Origin of the sequence: Pseudonocardia oceani, from assembly GCF_019263585.2 — a bacterium.
In the GTDB taxonomy this organism is placed as follows: domain Bacteria; phylum Actinomycetota; class Actinomycetes; order Mycobacteriales; family Pseudonocardiaceae; genus Pseudonocardia; species Pseudonocardia oceani.
On record NZ_JADQDF010000001.1, the window covers coordinates 4,516,469 to 4,530,378 of the forward strand.

The 13,910-nt window shown below is 74.1% G+C and carries 17 protein-coding genes; 16 read left to right on the forward strand and 1 reads right to left on the reverse strand.

Annotation, left to right across the window (positions count from 1 at the left end; all coding sequences use genetic code 11):
* The first annotated feature begins 26 nt into the window (after positions 1-26).
* The 12 genes from I4I82_RS22610 to rimM all read left to right on the forward strand — a co-directional run bounded on the left by I4I82_RS22610 (position 27) and on the right by rimM (position 11,602).
* Positions 27-1,385 (forward strand): ammonium transporter, encoded by a 1,359-nt coding sequence (locus tag I4I82_RS22610; protein ID WP_218592812.1) that lies wholly within the window; start codon positions 27-29, stop codon positions 1,383-1,385.
* 3 nt (positions 1,386-1,388) lie between these two features.
* On the forward strand, positions 1,389-1,727 hold the full coding sequence (locus tag I4I82_RS22615; protein ID WP_172167405.1) for a P-II family nitrogen regulator: 339 nt from the start codon (positions 1,389-1,391) through the stop codon (positions 1,725-1,727).
* A 99-nt stretch (positions 1,728-1,826) separates the two neighbouring features.
* On the forward strand, positions 1,827-2,165 hold the full coding sequence (locus I4I82_RS22620) for a P-II family nitrogen regulator (protein ID WP_218592807.1): 339 nt from the start codon (positions 1,827-1,829) through the stop codon (positions 2,163-2,165).
* Positions 2,162-4,543 carry a [protein-PII] uridylyltransferase gene (locus I4I82_RS22625; protein WP_218592808.1) on the forward strand — a complete coding sequence of 794 codons (2,382 nt, stop codon included), beginning with the start codon at positions 2,162-2,164 and terminating at the stop codon, positions 4,541-4,543. The genes I4I82_RS22620 and I4I82_RS22625 overlap by 4 nt, the downstream gene beginning before the upstream one ends.
* 110 nt (positions 4,544-4,653) lie before the next feature.
* Positions 4,654-5,991: an ammonium transporter gene (locus I4I82_RS22630; RefSeq protein ID WP_267461580.1), complete on the forward strand. Its 1,338-nt coding sequence runs from the start codon at positions 4,654-4,656 to the stop codon at positions 5,989-5,991.
* Positions 5,988-6,326 carry a P-II family nitrogen regulator gene (locus tag I4I82_RS22635; protein ID WP_218592809.1) on the forward strand — a complete coding sequence of 113 codons (339 nt, stop codon included), beginning with the start codon at positions 5,988-5,990 and terminating at the stop codon, positions 6,324-6,326. The genes I4I82_RS22630 and I4I82_RS22635 overlap by 4 nt, the downstream gene beginning before the upstream one ends.
* A gap of 49 nt (positions 6,327-6,375) precedes the next feature.
* Positions 6,376-7,896, forward strand: a complete 1,521-nt coding sequence (gene ffh / locus I4I82_RS22640) for a signal recognition particle protein (RefSeq protein WP_218592810.1) — start codon at positions 6,376-6,378, stop codon at positions 7,894-7,896.
* Positions 7,893-8,966 (forward strand): amidohydrolase family protein, encoded by a 1,074-nt coding sequence (locus I4I82_RS22645; RefSeq protein ID WP_218592814.1) that lies wholly within the window; start codon positions 7,893-7,895, stop codon positions 8,964-8,966. Before ffh ends, I4I82_RS22645 begins: the two co-directional genes overlap by 4 nt.
* 136 nt (positions 8,967-9,102) lie before the next feature.
* Complete coding sequence (locus tag I4I82_RS22650; protein WP_218596000.1) at positions 9,103-10,212, forward strand: CPBP family intramembrane glutamic endopeptidase; 1,110 nt, start codon at positions 9,103-9,105, stop codon at positions 10,210-10,212.
* 145 nt (positions 10,213-10,357) lie between these two features.
* The gene (gene rpsP / locus I4I82_RS22655; protein WP_218594206.1) at positions 10,358-10,813 is read left to right on the forward strand and encodes a 30S ribosomal protein S16; all 456 of its coding nucleotides are present in this window, start codon (positions 10,358-10,360) and stop codon (positions 10,811-10,813) included.
* Complete coding sequence (locus I4I82_RS22660) at positions 10,810-11,049, forward strand: RNA-binding protein (RefSeq protein WP_141279615.1); 240 nt, start codon at positions 10,810-10,812, stop codon at positions 11,047-11,049. The genes rpsP and I4I82_RS22660 overlap by 4 nt, the downstream gene beginning before the upstream one ends.
* 7 nt (positions 11,050-11,056) lie before the next feature.
* A complete protein-coding gene (gene rimM / locus I4I82_RS22665; RefSeq protein ID WP_218594207.1) occupies positions 11,057-11,602 on the forward strand; it encodes a ribosome maturation factor RimM in 546 nt (181 codons plus the stop codon).
* A 6-nt stretch (positions 11,603-11,608) separates the two neighbouring features.
* Here the strand turns inward: rimM and I4I82_RS22670 are convergent, their stop codons facing one another.
* Positions 11,609-11,800 carry a hypothetical protein gene (locus tag I4I82_RS22670; protein WP_218594208.1) on the reverse strand — a complete coding sequence of 64 codons (192 nt, stop codon included), beginning with the start codon at positions 11,798-11,800 and terminating at the stop codon, positions 11,609-11,611.
* Positions 11,801-11,838: 38 nt separating this feature from the next.
* Here I4I82_RS22670 and I4I82_RS22675 point away from each other — a divergent pair, with 38 nt between their 5' ends.
* The 4 genes from I4I82_RS22675 (at position 11,839) to rplS (ending at position 13,902) form a co-directional block, all read left to right on the forward strand.
* Entirely contained in the window at positions 11,839-12,054 is a 216-nt protein-coding gene (locus I4I82_RS22675; protein ID WP_172167388.1) for a helix-turn-helix domain-containing protein, read from the forward strand.
* Between the two features lie 13 nt (positions 12,055-12,067).
* A complete protein-coding gene (locus tag I4I82_RS22680; RefSeq protein WP_218594209.1) occupies positions 12,068-12,625 on the forward strand; it encodes a Clp protease N-terminal domain-containing protein in 558 nt (185 codons plus the stop codon).
* A gap of 37 nt (positions 12,626-12,662) precedes the next feature.
* Positions 12,663-13,403, forward strand: coding sequence for a tRNA (guanosine(37)-N1)-methyltransferase TrmD (gene trmD / locus I4I82_RS22685; protein ID WP_218594210.1), 741 nt, complete (start codon positions 12,663-12,665; stop codon positions 13,401-13,403).
* 139 nt (positions 13,404-13,542) lie between these two features.
* Entirely contained in the window at positions 13,543-13,902 is a 360-nt protein-coding gene (gene rplS / locus I4I82_RS22690) for a 50S ribosomal protein L19 (protein WP_172167380.1), read from the forward strand.
* The last annotated feature ends 8 nt before the right edge of the window (positions 13,903-13,910 follow it).

Genomic DNA, 13,910 nt, shown 5'->3' on the forward strand with positions numbered 1-13,910 from the left:
TGCCCGATACCGGCGATACCGCCTGGATGATGACGGCGACGGCCCTGGTGTTGCTCATGACACCGGGACTCGCGCTGTTCTACGGCGGCATGGTGCGCAGCAAGAGCGTGCTGAACATGATGATGATGAGCTTCGCCTCGATGGGCCTGGTCGGCGTCCTGTGGGTGCTGTACGGCTACTCGATGACGTTCGGCACGAGCGTCGGCGACGCCGGCGTCGTCGGTGACCCGGCGCAGTTCGCCGGGCTGCAGGGCCTGACGGCCGGCACGTACCTCGCCGACGCGGAGGCCGGTACCGATGTGGCCGTCCCGCTCGTCGGCACGATCCCCTCGCTGGTGTTCGTCGGCTTCCAGGCCACCTTCGCGATCATCACCGTGGCCCTGATCTCGGGTGCGGTCGCCGACCGCATGAAGTTCGGCTCCTGGCTGGTGTTCGCCGGCATCTGGGTGTCGGTCGTCTACTTCCCGGTCGCGCACTGGGTCTTCAACTTCGACGACGTCACCGCGGGCGCGGGCGGCTGGATCGCCAACGACCTCGCCGCGATCGACTTCGCGGGCGGCACGGCCGTCCACATCAACGCCGGTATCGCCGCGCTGGTCCTCGCGATCGTCCTCGGCAAGCGCCGCGGCTGGCCGCGCGAGCCCATGCGCCCGCACAACCTGACGCTGGTCATGCTCGGTGCCGCCCTCCTGTGGTTCGGCTGGTTCGGCTTCAACGCCGGCTCCGCCGTCGGCTCGGGCGCCATCGCCGGTTTCGCGTTCCTCAACACCATCGTCGCCACCGCCGCGGCCATGATCGCCTGGCTGCTCGTGGAGCGCTTCCGTGACGGCCACCCGACGAGCCTCGGTGCCGCCTCCGGTGTCGTCGCGGGCCTCGTCGCGATCACCCCGGCCTGTTCCTCGGTGTCGCCGCTGGGGGCCATCGCGGTCGGTGCGATCGCCAGCGTCCTGTGCGCCCTGGCCGTCGGCCTGAAGTTCCGCTTCGGCTTCGACGACTCGCTCGACGTCGTCGGCGTCCACCTCGTCGGCGGTCTCGTCGGCACGCTGCTCATCGGCTTCCTCGCCACCGCCGACTCCCCGGCCGGCGTCGACGGCCTGTTCTACGGCGGCGGCGCCGACCAGCTCTGGCGCCAGGCCGTCGGTGCCTTCGCGGTGCTGGCCTACTCGGGCATCGTCACCGCGGTCATCGCCTACGCCCTCAAGTTCACGATCGGGCTGCGCGTCTCCGACGAGGACGAGGCCACCGGCATCGACGAGACCGAGCACGCGGAGTCGGGCTACGACTTCTCCACGCTGCGCGGCGGCGGCAACATGCGCCCCGCGGCCGGGGCGTCGACCCAGTCGGCACGCGACCACGAGCCGGCCACCGCCGGTCAGGAGGTCTGAGCGATGAAGCTGGTCACGGCGATCGTCAAGCCGTTCGTCCTCGAGGACGTCAAGGGAGCGCTGGAGCAGATCGGCGTCCTGGGCATGACCGTCAGCGAGGTGCAGGGCTACGGGCGGCAGAAGGGCCACACCGAGGTCTACCGCGGTGCGGAGTACTCCGTCGACTTCGTGCCGAAGGTCCGGGTGGAGGTCGTCGCCGACGACACCCTCGCGGAGAAGGTCGTGGACGCGGTGGTCGAGGCCGCCCGCACCGGCAAGATCGGTGACGGGAAGGTCTGGGTGACCCCCGTCGAGAGCGTGATCCGGGTCCGCACCGGCGAGCGCGGCACCGACGCGATCTGAGCTCGACCGCTCGTCCCGGGCCCGCCGCACCTCCTGGTGCGGCGGGCCCGGCGCCTTCCTCCCCTTTGTCCGGTTCGTCACCGATCGGAGAACCCCGAGATGATGCTCGTGACCGCGATCGTCAAGCCGTTCGCCCTGGACGACGTGCGCTCCGGCCTGGAGGTGCTCGACGTCGCCGGCATGACCGTGAGCGAGGTGTCGGGCTACGGCCGGCAGCGCGGCCACACCGAGGTCTACCGCGGCGCCGACTACCAGGTCGACTTCGTGCCGAAGGTCCGCGTCGAGGTCGTCGTCGACGACGGCGTCGTGGAGAAGGTGATCGACGCCGTGCTGGCCGCCGCGCGCACCGGCAAGATCGGCGACGGCAAGGTGTGGGTCACGCCGCTGGAGACCGTGGTCCGGGTCCGCACCGGCGAGCGGGGCGCCGACGCGCTGTGAGCGACGCGATCGCCGTGTCGTCGTCCGCGGGGGACGCGCAGGACCTGGTGCGGGCCAAAGCCGTGCTGCTCCAGGTGGGCGAGGGCAAGCGGCGGCTGTCACCGGAGGCGCTGCGCACCGCGCTCGTCGACCTCCACGACTTCTGGCTGTCCTCACGGGCGGCCTCCATCGGTCTCACCGAGCGGGCCGCGCTCGTCGCGGTCGGCGCGCTGGGCCGCCGCGAGCTCGCGCCGTGGTCCGACCTCGACCTCGTGCTGCTGCACGACGGCCGCAAGGACGTCGACCGGCTCGCCGACCAGCTCTGGTACCCGCTGTGGGACGCCGGCATCGGCCTCGACCACTCCGTGCGCACGCCCGGCCAGGCCGTCCAGGTGGCGGCCACCGACCTGCGGGCGGCCTTCGGGCTGCTCGAGATCCGCCACATCGCCGGCGACCCGGCGCTCACCGGCACCGTGCAGACCGCGGTCCGCCAGGCCTGGCGCGCGGGCATCCGCAGCCGCTTCGACGAGATCGTCGAGGCCGCGCAGGGCCGCTGGCGCAAGATCGGCGACGTCGCCCACCGCGTGGAACCCGACCTGAAGAACGGCCACGGCGGGCTGCGCGACATCCAGCTCGTCGACGCCCTCGCCGCCGCCCAGCTCGTCGACCGCCCCGGCGGCGACGTCCTGGAGGCCCAGCGGCTGCTGCTCGACGTCCGCACCGAGCTGCACCGCCTCGCCGGGCGCGCCCGCGACGTCCTGCGCGCCCAGGACGCCGACGAGGTCGCCGCCGTCCTGGAGATCGGCGACCGCTTCGAGCTCGCCCGCGCGCTGTCCGGCGCGGCGCGGGCGGTGGCGTTCAGCGCGGAGACCAGCCTGCGCTCGGCGAAGGGTGCGCTGCCCCGGCGCGGGCTCGCCGCGCTGCGCCGCAGCCCGGTCCGGCGCCCGCTCGACTCCGGGGTCGTCGAGCACGCGGGGGAGGTCGCGCTGGCCCGCGACGCCGCCGCGCCGCGCGACCCCGCGCTCGTGCTGCGCGTGGCCGCCACCGCCGCCCGCACCGGCCTCCCGGTCGCCGCGGGCACGCTGCACCGGCTCGCCGACACCGCTCCCGAGCTGCGCGAACCGTGGCCCCGCGACGCGCTGGGCGAGTTGCTGTCGCTGCTGGGCACCGGGCGCCCGCTCGTCGACGTCGTCGAGGCGCTCGACCGCACCGGCCTGTGGGGGCGGCTGTTCCCCGAGTGGGGCGCGGTGCGCGACCTGCCCCCGCGCGACCGCGCGCACGTCTGGACCGTCGACCGGCACCTCGTGGAGGCCACCGCGCAGGTCGCCCGGCTGACCACCCGCGTGGCGCGGCCGGACCTGCTGCTGGTCGGCACGCTGCTGCACGACATCGGCAAGGGCCGCGGCGGCGACCACTCGGTGGTGGGGGAGTCCCTCGCCGTGCAGGTCGGGCGCCGGCTCGGGTTCACCGAGTCCGACGTGACCGTGCTCGGCGCGATGGTCCGCCACCACCTGCTGCTGCCGCACACCGCGACCCGCCGCGACCTGGAGGACCCGGCCACCGTGACGCGGGTCGTCGAGACCCTCGACGAGGCGGTGCGCGACGGCGCCCCCGGCGCCGGCGGCCTGCTGCTCGACCTGCTCACCGCACTGGCCGAGGCCGACTCGCTCGCCACCGGCCCCGGCGTGTGGAGCCCGTGGAAGAAGGCGCTGATCGGCGACCTGTCGCGGCGCAGCCGGGCGCTCATGGCGGGGGAGCCGCTGCCGGTGCCGCCCGAGGGCACCGACGACGGGATCGCCGCGGCCGTGCTCGCCGACCAGCGGCCGCAGGTGCGGTTCGTCGACGAGGACACCCCGGCCACGGTCCTGGTCGCGGTGCCCGACGCGCGCGGCTCGCTGGCCGCCGCCGCGGGGGTGCTGGCGCTGCACTCGCTGGAGGTGCACGCCGCGGAGCTCGCGACCACCGGCGAGGTCGCGGTGTTCACCTTCACCGTGTCGCCGCGCTTCGGCGGGCTTCCCGACCCGGCGGTGCTGCGCACGGCGCTGGGCCGGGTCCTCGACGGCACCCTCACCCTCGCCGACGCGCTGGCGCGCAAGGAGCGCGACTACGCCCCGGCCGCGTCGACCGAGCCCGCCGCCCCACCGAGGGTGCTGTGGTTCGACGACGAGGCCACCGGCGCGGTCGTGCTGGAACTGCGCGGCACCGACCGCATCGGGCTGCTGCACCGCGTCGCCGCCGCGCTGGAGGGCTGCGACGCCGAGCTCCGCTGGGCGCGTGTCTCGACGCTGGGCTCGTCGGTCGTCGACTCGTTCTGCCTCGCCGGGCCCGACGGCGACGGCGCGATCCGGACGGCCGACCGCCGCCGCATCGAGGAAGCGGTGCTGGCCGCAGCGGGGTGAACGCAGCAGGATGAGGAGAACCGGGTGACCGGCCGGGTGAACTGCGGAGGCAACTCCGACGACACGACCCGGAAACGCAGGCGTAACAGACGGCACTGACGATCACCGCCGTGACGGCGTCGTCGGGTGTGCAGGTGTTGTCGGGCGTGCAGGTCGGGAACACCGCGTACGTCCTGGGGTGTGCGGCCCTGGTCATGCTGATGACGCCGGGGCTCGCGTTCTTCTACGGCGGCATGGTCCGCGCCAAGAGCGTGCTCAACATGATGATGATGAGTGTCGTCTGCCTCGGCGTGGTGGGCCTGGTCTGGGTGCTGGGCGGGTTCTCCCTCGCCTTCGGCGACTCGACGGGCGGCCTGATCGGCAACCTCGACCTCGCCGGCCTGCGTGACACCACCACGGTCGTCGGCGGCGACGCCGGCATCCCGCTGCAGGTGTTCGCCATGTTCCAGCTGATGTTCGCCGTCATCACCGCGGCGCTGCTGTCGGGCGCCGTCGCCGACCGCGCCCGGTTCTGGCCGTTCGCTCTGTTCATCGCGCTGTGGACGGTGCTGGTCTACGTCCCGCTGGCGCACTGGATCTTCGCCTTCGACGGGTTCGTCGGGGAGAGCGGCGGCTGGATGGCCAACACCCTGGGCGCGCTGGACTTCGCGGGCGGCACCGCCGTCGAGATCAACTCCGGCGCCTCGGCGCTCGCCCTGGCTCTCGTGCTGGGCCGGCGCCGCGGCTGGCCGCAGCAGCCGATGCGCCCGCACAACCTGCCCGCCGTGCTGCTCGGCGCGGGCCTGCTGTGGTTCGGCTGGTTCGGCTTCAACGCCGGGTCGGCGCTGGCCGCGGGCGCGGTGGCGGGCAACGCCTTCGTCACGACGATGACGGCCTCGGCCGCCGCGGTCCTGTCCTGGCTCGCACTGGAGCACCGCCTCGACGGGCGCCCGACCAGCCTCGGGGCGGCCTCGGCGGCCGTCGCGGGGCTCGTCGGCATCACCCCGGCCTGCGGGTACGTCGACACGTTCGGCGCGCTGGCCATCGGCCTGCTCGCCGGCGTCGTCTGCCAGCTCGCGATCCGGCTCAAGTACCGCCTGGGCTACGACGACTCGCTCGACGTCGTCGCGATCCACGGCGTCGGCGGCCTGCTGGGCATGCTGATGCTCGGGTTCGTCGCCACGAACGCGGTCAACGACGCCGGCGCCGACGGCCTGCTCTACGGCGGCGGCCCCGCGCAGCTCGGGAAGCAGGTCGTGGCCGTGCTCGCCACCGCCGCGTTCGCGTTCGGGGTGTCGTTCCTGCTGGCGTGGCTGATCCGCGCGACGATCGGGTTCCGCGTCGACGCCGAGATCGAGGCCGAGGGCATCGACGAGGCCGAGCACGCCGAGACCGCCTACGACTACACGCCGCTGACCACCACCGGCCGCTCCCTGGGAGCGGCCCGCACGGAGGAGACCACCGGATGATCCTGGTGACCGCCATCATCAAGCCCTTCGCGCTGGGCGACGTGAAGAACGCCCTGGAGCGCCTCGGCGTGCTCGGCATGACCGTGTCGGAGGTGCAGGGGCACGGCCGCCAGAAGGGCCACACCGAGGTCTACCGGGGCGCGGAGTACAACGTCGACTTCGTGCCGAAGGTCCGTGTGGAGGTCGTGGTCGACGACGAGGTGGTCGAGCGGGTGCTCGACGCGGTCGTCGCGGCGGCCCGCACCGGGAAGATCGGCGACGGCAAGGTGTGGACCACGCGCGTCGAGCAGGTCGTGCGCGTGCGCACCGGCGAACGCGGGCCCGACGCGGTCTGAGTGCCCCCGAGCCCGCAGGTCCCGCCCCGGCACAAGTAGTCTCGTGCGGGTGTTCGACACCCTCTCCGAGCGCCTCTCCGGCACGCTGGCGAACCTCCGTGGCAAGGGCCGTCTCTCCGAGGCCGACATCGACGCCACCGCGCGCGAGATCCGCATCGCGCTGCTGGAGGCCGACGTCGCGCTGCCCGTGGTGCGCGGCTTCGTCGCGCGCACCAAGGAGCGGGCCAAGGGCGCCGAGGTCTCGGGCGCGCTGAACCCCGCCCAGCAGGTCGTCAAGATCGTCAACGAGGAGCTCGTCTCCGTCCTCGGCGGCGAGACCCGGCGGCTGCGGTTCTCCAAGGAACCGCCGACGGTGATCATGCTCGCCGGCCTCCAGGGCTCCGGCAAGACGACGCTGGCGGGCAAGCTCGCGTTCTGGCTCAAGAGCCAGGGCCACACGCCGCTGCTGGTCGCGTGCGACCTCCAGCGCCCCAACGCCGTCACCCAGCTCCAGATCGTCGGCGAGCGCGCCGGGGCCACGACCTTCGCGCCCGAGCCCGGCAACGGGGTGGGCGATCCCGTCGACGTCGCCCGCCGCGGCGTCGCGCACGCGCGGGAGAAGATGTACGACGTCGTCGTCGTCGACACCGCGGGCCGCCTCGGCGTCGACGAGGAGCTGATGCGCCAGGCCGCCGACATCCGCGACGCGGTGCGGCCCGACGAGACGCTGTTCGTCGTCGACGCCATGATCGGCCAGGACGCCGTGGCCACCGCCGAGGCGTTCCGCGACGGCGTCGGCTTCACCGGCGTGGTGCTCACCAAGCTCGACGGCGACGCCCGCGGTGGTGCCGCGCTGAGCGTCCGCGAGGTCACCGGCCAGCCGATCCTGTTCGCCTCCGACGGCGAGAAGCTCGAGAACTTCGACGTCTTCCACCCCGACCGGATGGCCAGCCGCATCCTCGGGATGGGCGACCTGCTCACCCTCATCGAGCAGGCCGAGGGGGCCTTCGACCAGGAGCAGTCGGAGAAGGCCGCCGCCAAGATCGCCAGCGGCGAGCTGTCGCTCGAGGACTTCCTCGAGCAGATGATGGCCATCCGCAAGATGGGCCCGATCGGCAACATCCTGGGAATGCTGCCCGGCGCCAACACCGGGCAGATGAAGGACGCGCTGGCCCAGGTCGACGACCGTCACCTCGACAAGCTGCAGGCCATCATCCGCGGCATGACGCCGGCCGAGCGCGCCGACCCGAAGATCATCAACGGGTCGCGGCGGCTGCGCATCGCCAACGGCTCCGGCGTCTCCGTCGGCGACGTCAACGACCTGGTCAACCGCTTCTTCGACGCCCGCAAGATGATGAAGCAGATGGCCGGGCAGTTCGGCTTCGGCGGCGGCCAGCGCAGCGCCACGAAGAAGCTGGCGAGCAAGCGCAAGAACAAGAAGGGCAAGGGCCGGCCGACGCCGTCGCGCGCGGGAGGCGGGATGCCCGACCTGTCGGGCCTGCCGCCGACGCTGCAGCAGCTGCCGCCGGGGCTGGACCAGCTGCCCCCGGGGTTCGACCCGAGCAAGCTCCGGTTCCCGAAGGGGCGCTGAGCGTGTACCGCCTGCGGGGTGTGCTGCTGCCGGGGGAGGAGACCGTCGAGCTGTTCGTCGGTGCCGACGGGCGGTTCGTCGAAGAGCCGGTCGCGGGCGCCGAGACGCTGGTCGACGGCGGCTGGATCGTGCCCGGCCTGGTCGACGCCCACTGCCACGTGGGCCTGGGCCCGGGCGGCCCGGTGGACCTGGAGGAGGCCGACGCGCAGGCCCGCGTCGACCGCGACGCCGGCACGCTGCTGATCCGCGACTGCGGCTCGCCCGTCGACACCTCCGCGCTGCAGGCCCGCGACGACCTCCCGGAGATCATCCGCGCCGGGCGCCACCTCGCGCGGCCCAAGCGCTACATCCCGGGCCTGGCGATCGACGCCGACGACCCCGCGCTGCTGCCCGATCTCGTGGCCGAGCAGGCCGCGGCGGGCGACGGCTGGGTCAAGCTCGTCGGGGACTGGATCGACCGCGGCGTCGGCGACCTCGCCCCGCTCTGGCCCGACGACGTGCTCCGCGCCGCGATCGACGCCGCCCACGCGGCCGGCGCCCGGGTCACCGCGCACGTGTTCGGCACCGACGCACTGCCCGGCCTGATCGGCGCCGGCATCGACTGCATCGAGCACGGCACCGGCCTCACCGACGACCTCATCGCGCAGATGGCCGAGCGCGGCACCGCGCTGGTCCCGACGCTGATCAACGTCGAGACGTTCCCGGGGATCGCCGACTCGGCGTCGAAGTACCCGGCGTACGCCGCCCACATGCGGGCGCTGCACGCCGGGGCGGGCGGCGTCGTGCGCCGGGCCGTCGAGGCCGGGGTGGCCGTGTTCGCGGGCACCGACGCGGGCGGCGGCATCGCCCACGGCCGGATCGCCGACGAGGTCCGCGCGCTCGCCGCGGCGGGCCACACCGACCCGCTCGGCGCCGCCAGCTGGAACGCCCGCCACTGGCTCGGCCGCCCCGCGCCGCACCCCGGTGCCCCCGCCGACCTCGTCGTCTACCGCAGCGACCCGCGGGCCGACCTGTCGGTGCTCGACGAGCCCGCGCTGATCCTGCTGCGCGGCCGCGTCTTCGCGGGCTGATCTCGCCGGCCGGGCGCCCGGTACGGTCGGGATCGTGCGATCTGCCGGAGTCACTGCTGTCGGCCCCCGTACCCGGTCACGCCGGGCCGCCCGGACGGGACGGACGGGTCGCCTGCGGTGGCTCCTCGTCGTCGCTGTGCTGGGGGTGGTCGCGGCCCTCGCCGCCACGCGCTCGCGGCGTCCGGCCCCGGCCGCGCGTCCCGCGCCCGCCGAGGGCCCCTGGTTCGACGCCCCCGTGCCCGCCGACACCGCGACGCCGCCCATGGGCATCCCGACCTCGGCGCCGGAGCGGGCGCGGTCCGGTGCGCCCGCCGTCCTGACCGGTGCGCCGGCGTGGTCGGCGGAGGCCACCGACCCCGGACTGCGCCTGCCCGTCCCCGCCGACCCGCGGCTCCCGGGCCACGGCTCCGCCGAGGCCACCGACCGCCTGCCGGTGGCGACGCTCCTGGCGGCCCCGCCGGTGCCCCCGCCCGGGCCCCCTCCCGGCCCTCTCGCCGGGTTCGCCCCGTGGCCCGCACCGCCGGCGCCCCCGGCCTCCCCGGAGCCGGCGCCGCGCCCCGCCCACCGCTGGGGCCTGGGCGCGTACCTGGTCGCCGAGCTCGTGTTCCTCGCCGTGTCCGGGCTGATGGGCCTGCTGCTCGTCGGGCAGGACCCGATCGCGGCGGGGGCACTGGCCGCCGCGCTGGGCGTGCCGACCGTCGCGGCCGCGGGCGTCGCCCTGCTCTGGACCCGCTGGCGCGGCAACGGGCCCGTCATCGACCTGCACCTGCGCCCGACCTGGAAGGACCTGTGGCTGGGCCTGGGCTTCGGGTTCGGCGGGCTGTTCCTGACGATCCCGGCGTCGCTGGTCTACGTGTCGATCGTGGGGGAGGACGCCTCGTCGGCCGTCGGCGACGTGTTCGGCGACATCACGGCGCCGCCGCTGACCGCGCTCGCGATCGTCGCCATCGTGGTGCTGGTCGCGCCGCTGTGCGAGGAGATCCTCTACCGCGGGCTGCTGTGGGGCGGGCTGACGCGGCTCGGCGCGAACCGGTGGCTGGCGTTCGGCGTCACGACCGTCATCTTCGCCCTGGCGCACTTCGAATGGCCCCGCGCGCTGCTGCTGCTGGTGGTGGCGCTGCCGCTCGGCCTGGCCCGGGTCTACAGCGACGGCCTGCTCGCGCCGGTGATCGCGCACCAGATCAACAACCTGCTGCCCGGGATCGGGCTCTACCTCATGCTGACCGGTGCGTTCCCCGTCCTGTAGGGGCGTCTGGCACAATGGCGTGTCGGCCCCGCGGTCGGCCCTCTACCAGCCGCGGCCACAACGTTCGAGCGACGCGCAGCCCGTAACCCCACGCGAGCAGCGCGGCCTCATCGCCGAAGTACCGATCCAGGGAGCAGTCAAGAGCGTGGCCGTCAAGATCAAGCTGATGCGTCTGGGCAAGATCCGCCAGCCGTACTACCGCATCGTCGTCGCCGACGCCCGCAACCGCCGCAGCGGCCGGGCGATCGAGACCATCGGCAAGTACCACCCCAAGAACGAGCCGAGCCTCATCGAGGTCGACTCCGAGCGCGCGCAGTACTGGCTCGGCGTGGGCGCGCAGCCCACCGACCCGGTGCAGCACCTGCTGGAGATCACCGGCGACTGGCAGAAGTTCAAGGGCCTGCCCGGCACCGAGGGCACCCTGAAGCCGCAGCCGGAGAAGGTCGACAAGCTCGCGCGCTTCAACGCCGCGCTGGCCGCGGCCAACGAGGAGCCGACCACCGAGGCCACCACGGCCAAGAAGAAGGCCGACCGCCGGCCCAAGGCCGATGACGCCGCCGCCGAGGCCCCCAAGGCCGACGAGGCCCCGGCCGAGTCGTGACGGTCCTGGCCGACGCACTGGAGCACCTGGTCCGGGGGATCGTCGATCACCCCGACGAGGTGCAGGTCGACCTCGTCACCAGCCGCCGTGGCCGCACCCTCGAGGTGCGGGTCCACCCGGAGGACCTGGGCAAGGTCATCGGCCGGGGTGGCCGCACGGCCACCGCACTGCGCACCGTCGTCGGCGGCATCGGCGGGCGCGGCGTGCGCGTCGACGTCGTCGACACCGACCGCTAGGACCGCCGTGCCCGCACCCGTCCGCGGTCGAGCCGGCGAGCTCCTCGTCGGCGTCGTCGTGCGGGCGCACGGGCTGCGCGGCGAGCTCGGCGTCGACGTCCGCACCGACTCACCCGACGAGCGCTTCGCCCCCGGCGAGGCGCTCGTCGCGCGTCGGGCGGGCGCCGCCGACGCCGTCCTGACCGTCGAGTCCACCCGTGACCACTCCGGGAAGCTGCTCGTCCGCTTCGTCGAGGTCCCCGACCGCACCGCCGCCGAGCAGTGGCGCGGCACCCGCCTGCTCGTGCGGGCCGCGGAGCTGGCGCCCACCGACGACCCCGACGAGTTCCACGACCACGAGCTCGAGGGCCTGCGCGCCGAGCTCGAGGACGGCACGACCGTCGGCACGGTCCGCGAGATCCTGCACGGCCCCGCCGGCGACCTGCTCGTGCTCACCCGTCCCGAGGGCGACGCGCTCGTGCCGTTCGTGCACGCCATCGTCCCCACCGTCGACCTCGACGGTGGCCGGGTCGTCCTCACCCCGCCCGAGGGCCTGCTCGACCCCGAGCAGTAGCCGCCGCTAACGGGCGCCCGCCCGCGCGAGTGCCGCGGCCGGTCCGGCGGCGTCGGTGAGCTGCGGGATGTGCGCGGTGTCCGGTCGCTCGACGTGGTCGGCGCCGCCGGACCACATCAGGCCCCCGTGCCACTCCGGTACCCGGGCCGGCTCCAGGTCGCGCACAGCGCCGCTGCAACGGACGGTCTTGTCAACCATGGTTGACGAGCGGCAGATGTCAACGTAGGTTGACGTCCATGAGTGATGCCACGAAGGTTGCGGCGGCGGCGTCCAGCAGGGACCCGGCCGTCGGGCTGGCGGCGGTGGCCTCCCTGCGGGGGCTGCTGGAGTCGCTGGAGGAGCTGCAGGTGAGCAACGCGCGCGACCAGGGGTGGTCGTGGCAGCAGATCGCCGAGGTCCTGCGCGTGAGCCGTCAGGCCGTCCACAAGAAGTACCGCCGGTTCGGGTTCTGAGAGGGGATCGACGATGTTCGAGAGGTTCACCGACAAGGCCCGGCAGGTCGTCGTGCAGGCGCAGGAGGAGTCGCGGCAGCGCCGCGCCGACGCCGTCCGCACCGAGCACCTGCTGGTCGCGCTGTACGCCGTGCCGGGCAACCTGGCGCTCGCCGTGCTCGAGGGGCACAGCGTCGACGCCGCGGCCGTGCGTGCCGACGTCGACGCGCTGCGCGGCGGGCTCGGCCCGGCCGACGCCGAGGCGCTGTCGACGCTGGGGATCGACCTCGACGAGGTGCGCCGCCAGGTCGAGGACGCGTTCGGGCCCGGAGCGCTCGACCGCACGCGGTCGCGGGGCAGGAGCTGGTTCGCCGGGCACATCCCGTTCGACCGCGGGGCGAAGAAGGTGCTGGAGCTCGGGCTGCGCGAGGCCCTGCGGCTCAAGCACAACTACATCGGCTGCGAGCACGTCCTGCTCGGCCTCCTGCGCGCCGAGGGGTCGGCGCAGACGATCCTGCTCGCCCGCGGCGCCCGGCTGGACACCGCGCGGGTCATGGTCGAGGAGCTGCTGCGGGGGCGCCGCGCGGGCTGAGGCCCGGCGGCGCGGCGCGCCCTGGCAGCATCGCCCCGTGCGGATCGACGTCGTCACCATCTTCCCCGGCTACCTGGCGCCGCTGCGGGAGGCGCTGCTCGGGCGCGCGATCGAGGCCGGGCTGGTCGAGCTCGGGGTGCACGACCTGCGCGACTGGACCCACGACGTGCACCAGGCCGTCGACGACTCCCCGTACGGCGGCGGCCCGGGGATGGTGATGCGACCGCAGGTGTGGGGCGAGGCGCTGGACGCCGTCGTCGGCGACGCGCCCGCGCGGCTCGTCGTCCCGACGCCGGCCGGGCGGCCGTTCACCCAGGCCACCGCGCAGGCCTGGGCGGGGGAGGAGCGGCTGGTGTTCGCCTGCGGGCGCTACGAGGGCATCGACCAGCGCGTCGTCGACGCCTACGCACAGCGGATGCCCGTCGACGAGGTGAGCATCGGCGACTACGTGCTGGTCGGGGGCGAGGTAGCCGTGCTCGTCATGGTCGAGGCCGTGGTGCGGCTGCTGCCCGGCGTGCTCGGCAACCCGGTGAGCGCGCAGGAGGACTCCTTCTCCGACGGCCTGCTGGAGGGTCCCGCCTACACGCGCCCGGTGTCCTGGCGCGGCCTGGACGTGCCCGACGTGCTGCGCAGCGGCAACCACGCCGCCATCGCCCGCTGGCGGCGCGACCGGGCGCTGGAGCGCACCGCCGCCCGTCGCCCCGACCTGCTCGACGCCCTGCCCGACGACGCGCTCGACCGCGCCGACCGCGCGTTCCTGGCCGGCCTGGACGGGTGAGTTCGGCCCGCCGGGACGCGTCTGGCATCATGGTCTCCGAGCTGCTGCGCCCGCAGGCGCCTGCCCGCGCCCCGATGCGCGCACCGGAACTTTGTCGGTACCGCACGACCGCTATTCGAACCGAGGACGGATCTCCGCGATGAACACCCTGGACGCACTGGACGCACAGATGCTGCGCCCCGACATCCCCGCCTTCCGGCCGGGCGACACGCTCAAGGTGCACGTGAAGGTCATCGAGGGCACGCGCTCCCGCGTCCAGATCTTCCAGGGCGTCGTCATCCGCCGCCACGGCGCGGGCGCCCGCGAGACCTTCACGGTCCGCAAGGTCTCCTTCGGCGTCGGCGTCGAGCGCACCTTCCCGGTGCACTCCCCGAACCTCGAGCGCATCGAGATCTTCACCCGTGGTGACGTCCGGCGCGCCAAGCTCTACTACCTGCGTGACCTGCGCGGCAAGGCCGCGAAGATCAAGGAGAAGCGCGAGCGCACGTCCGCGTCCTGACCGACGCG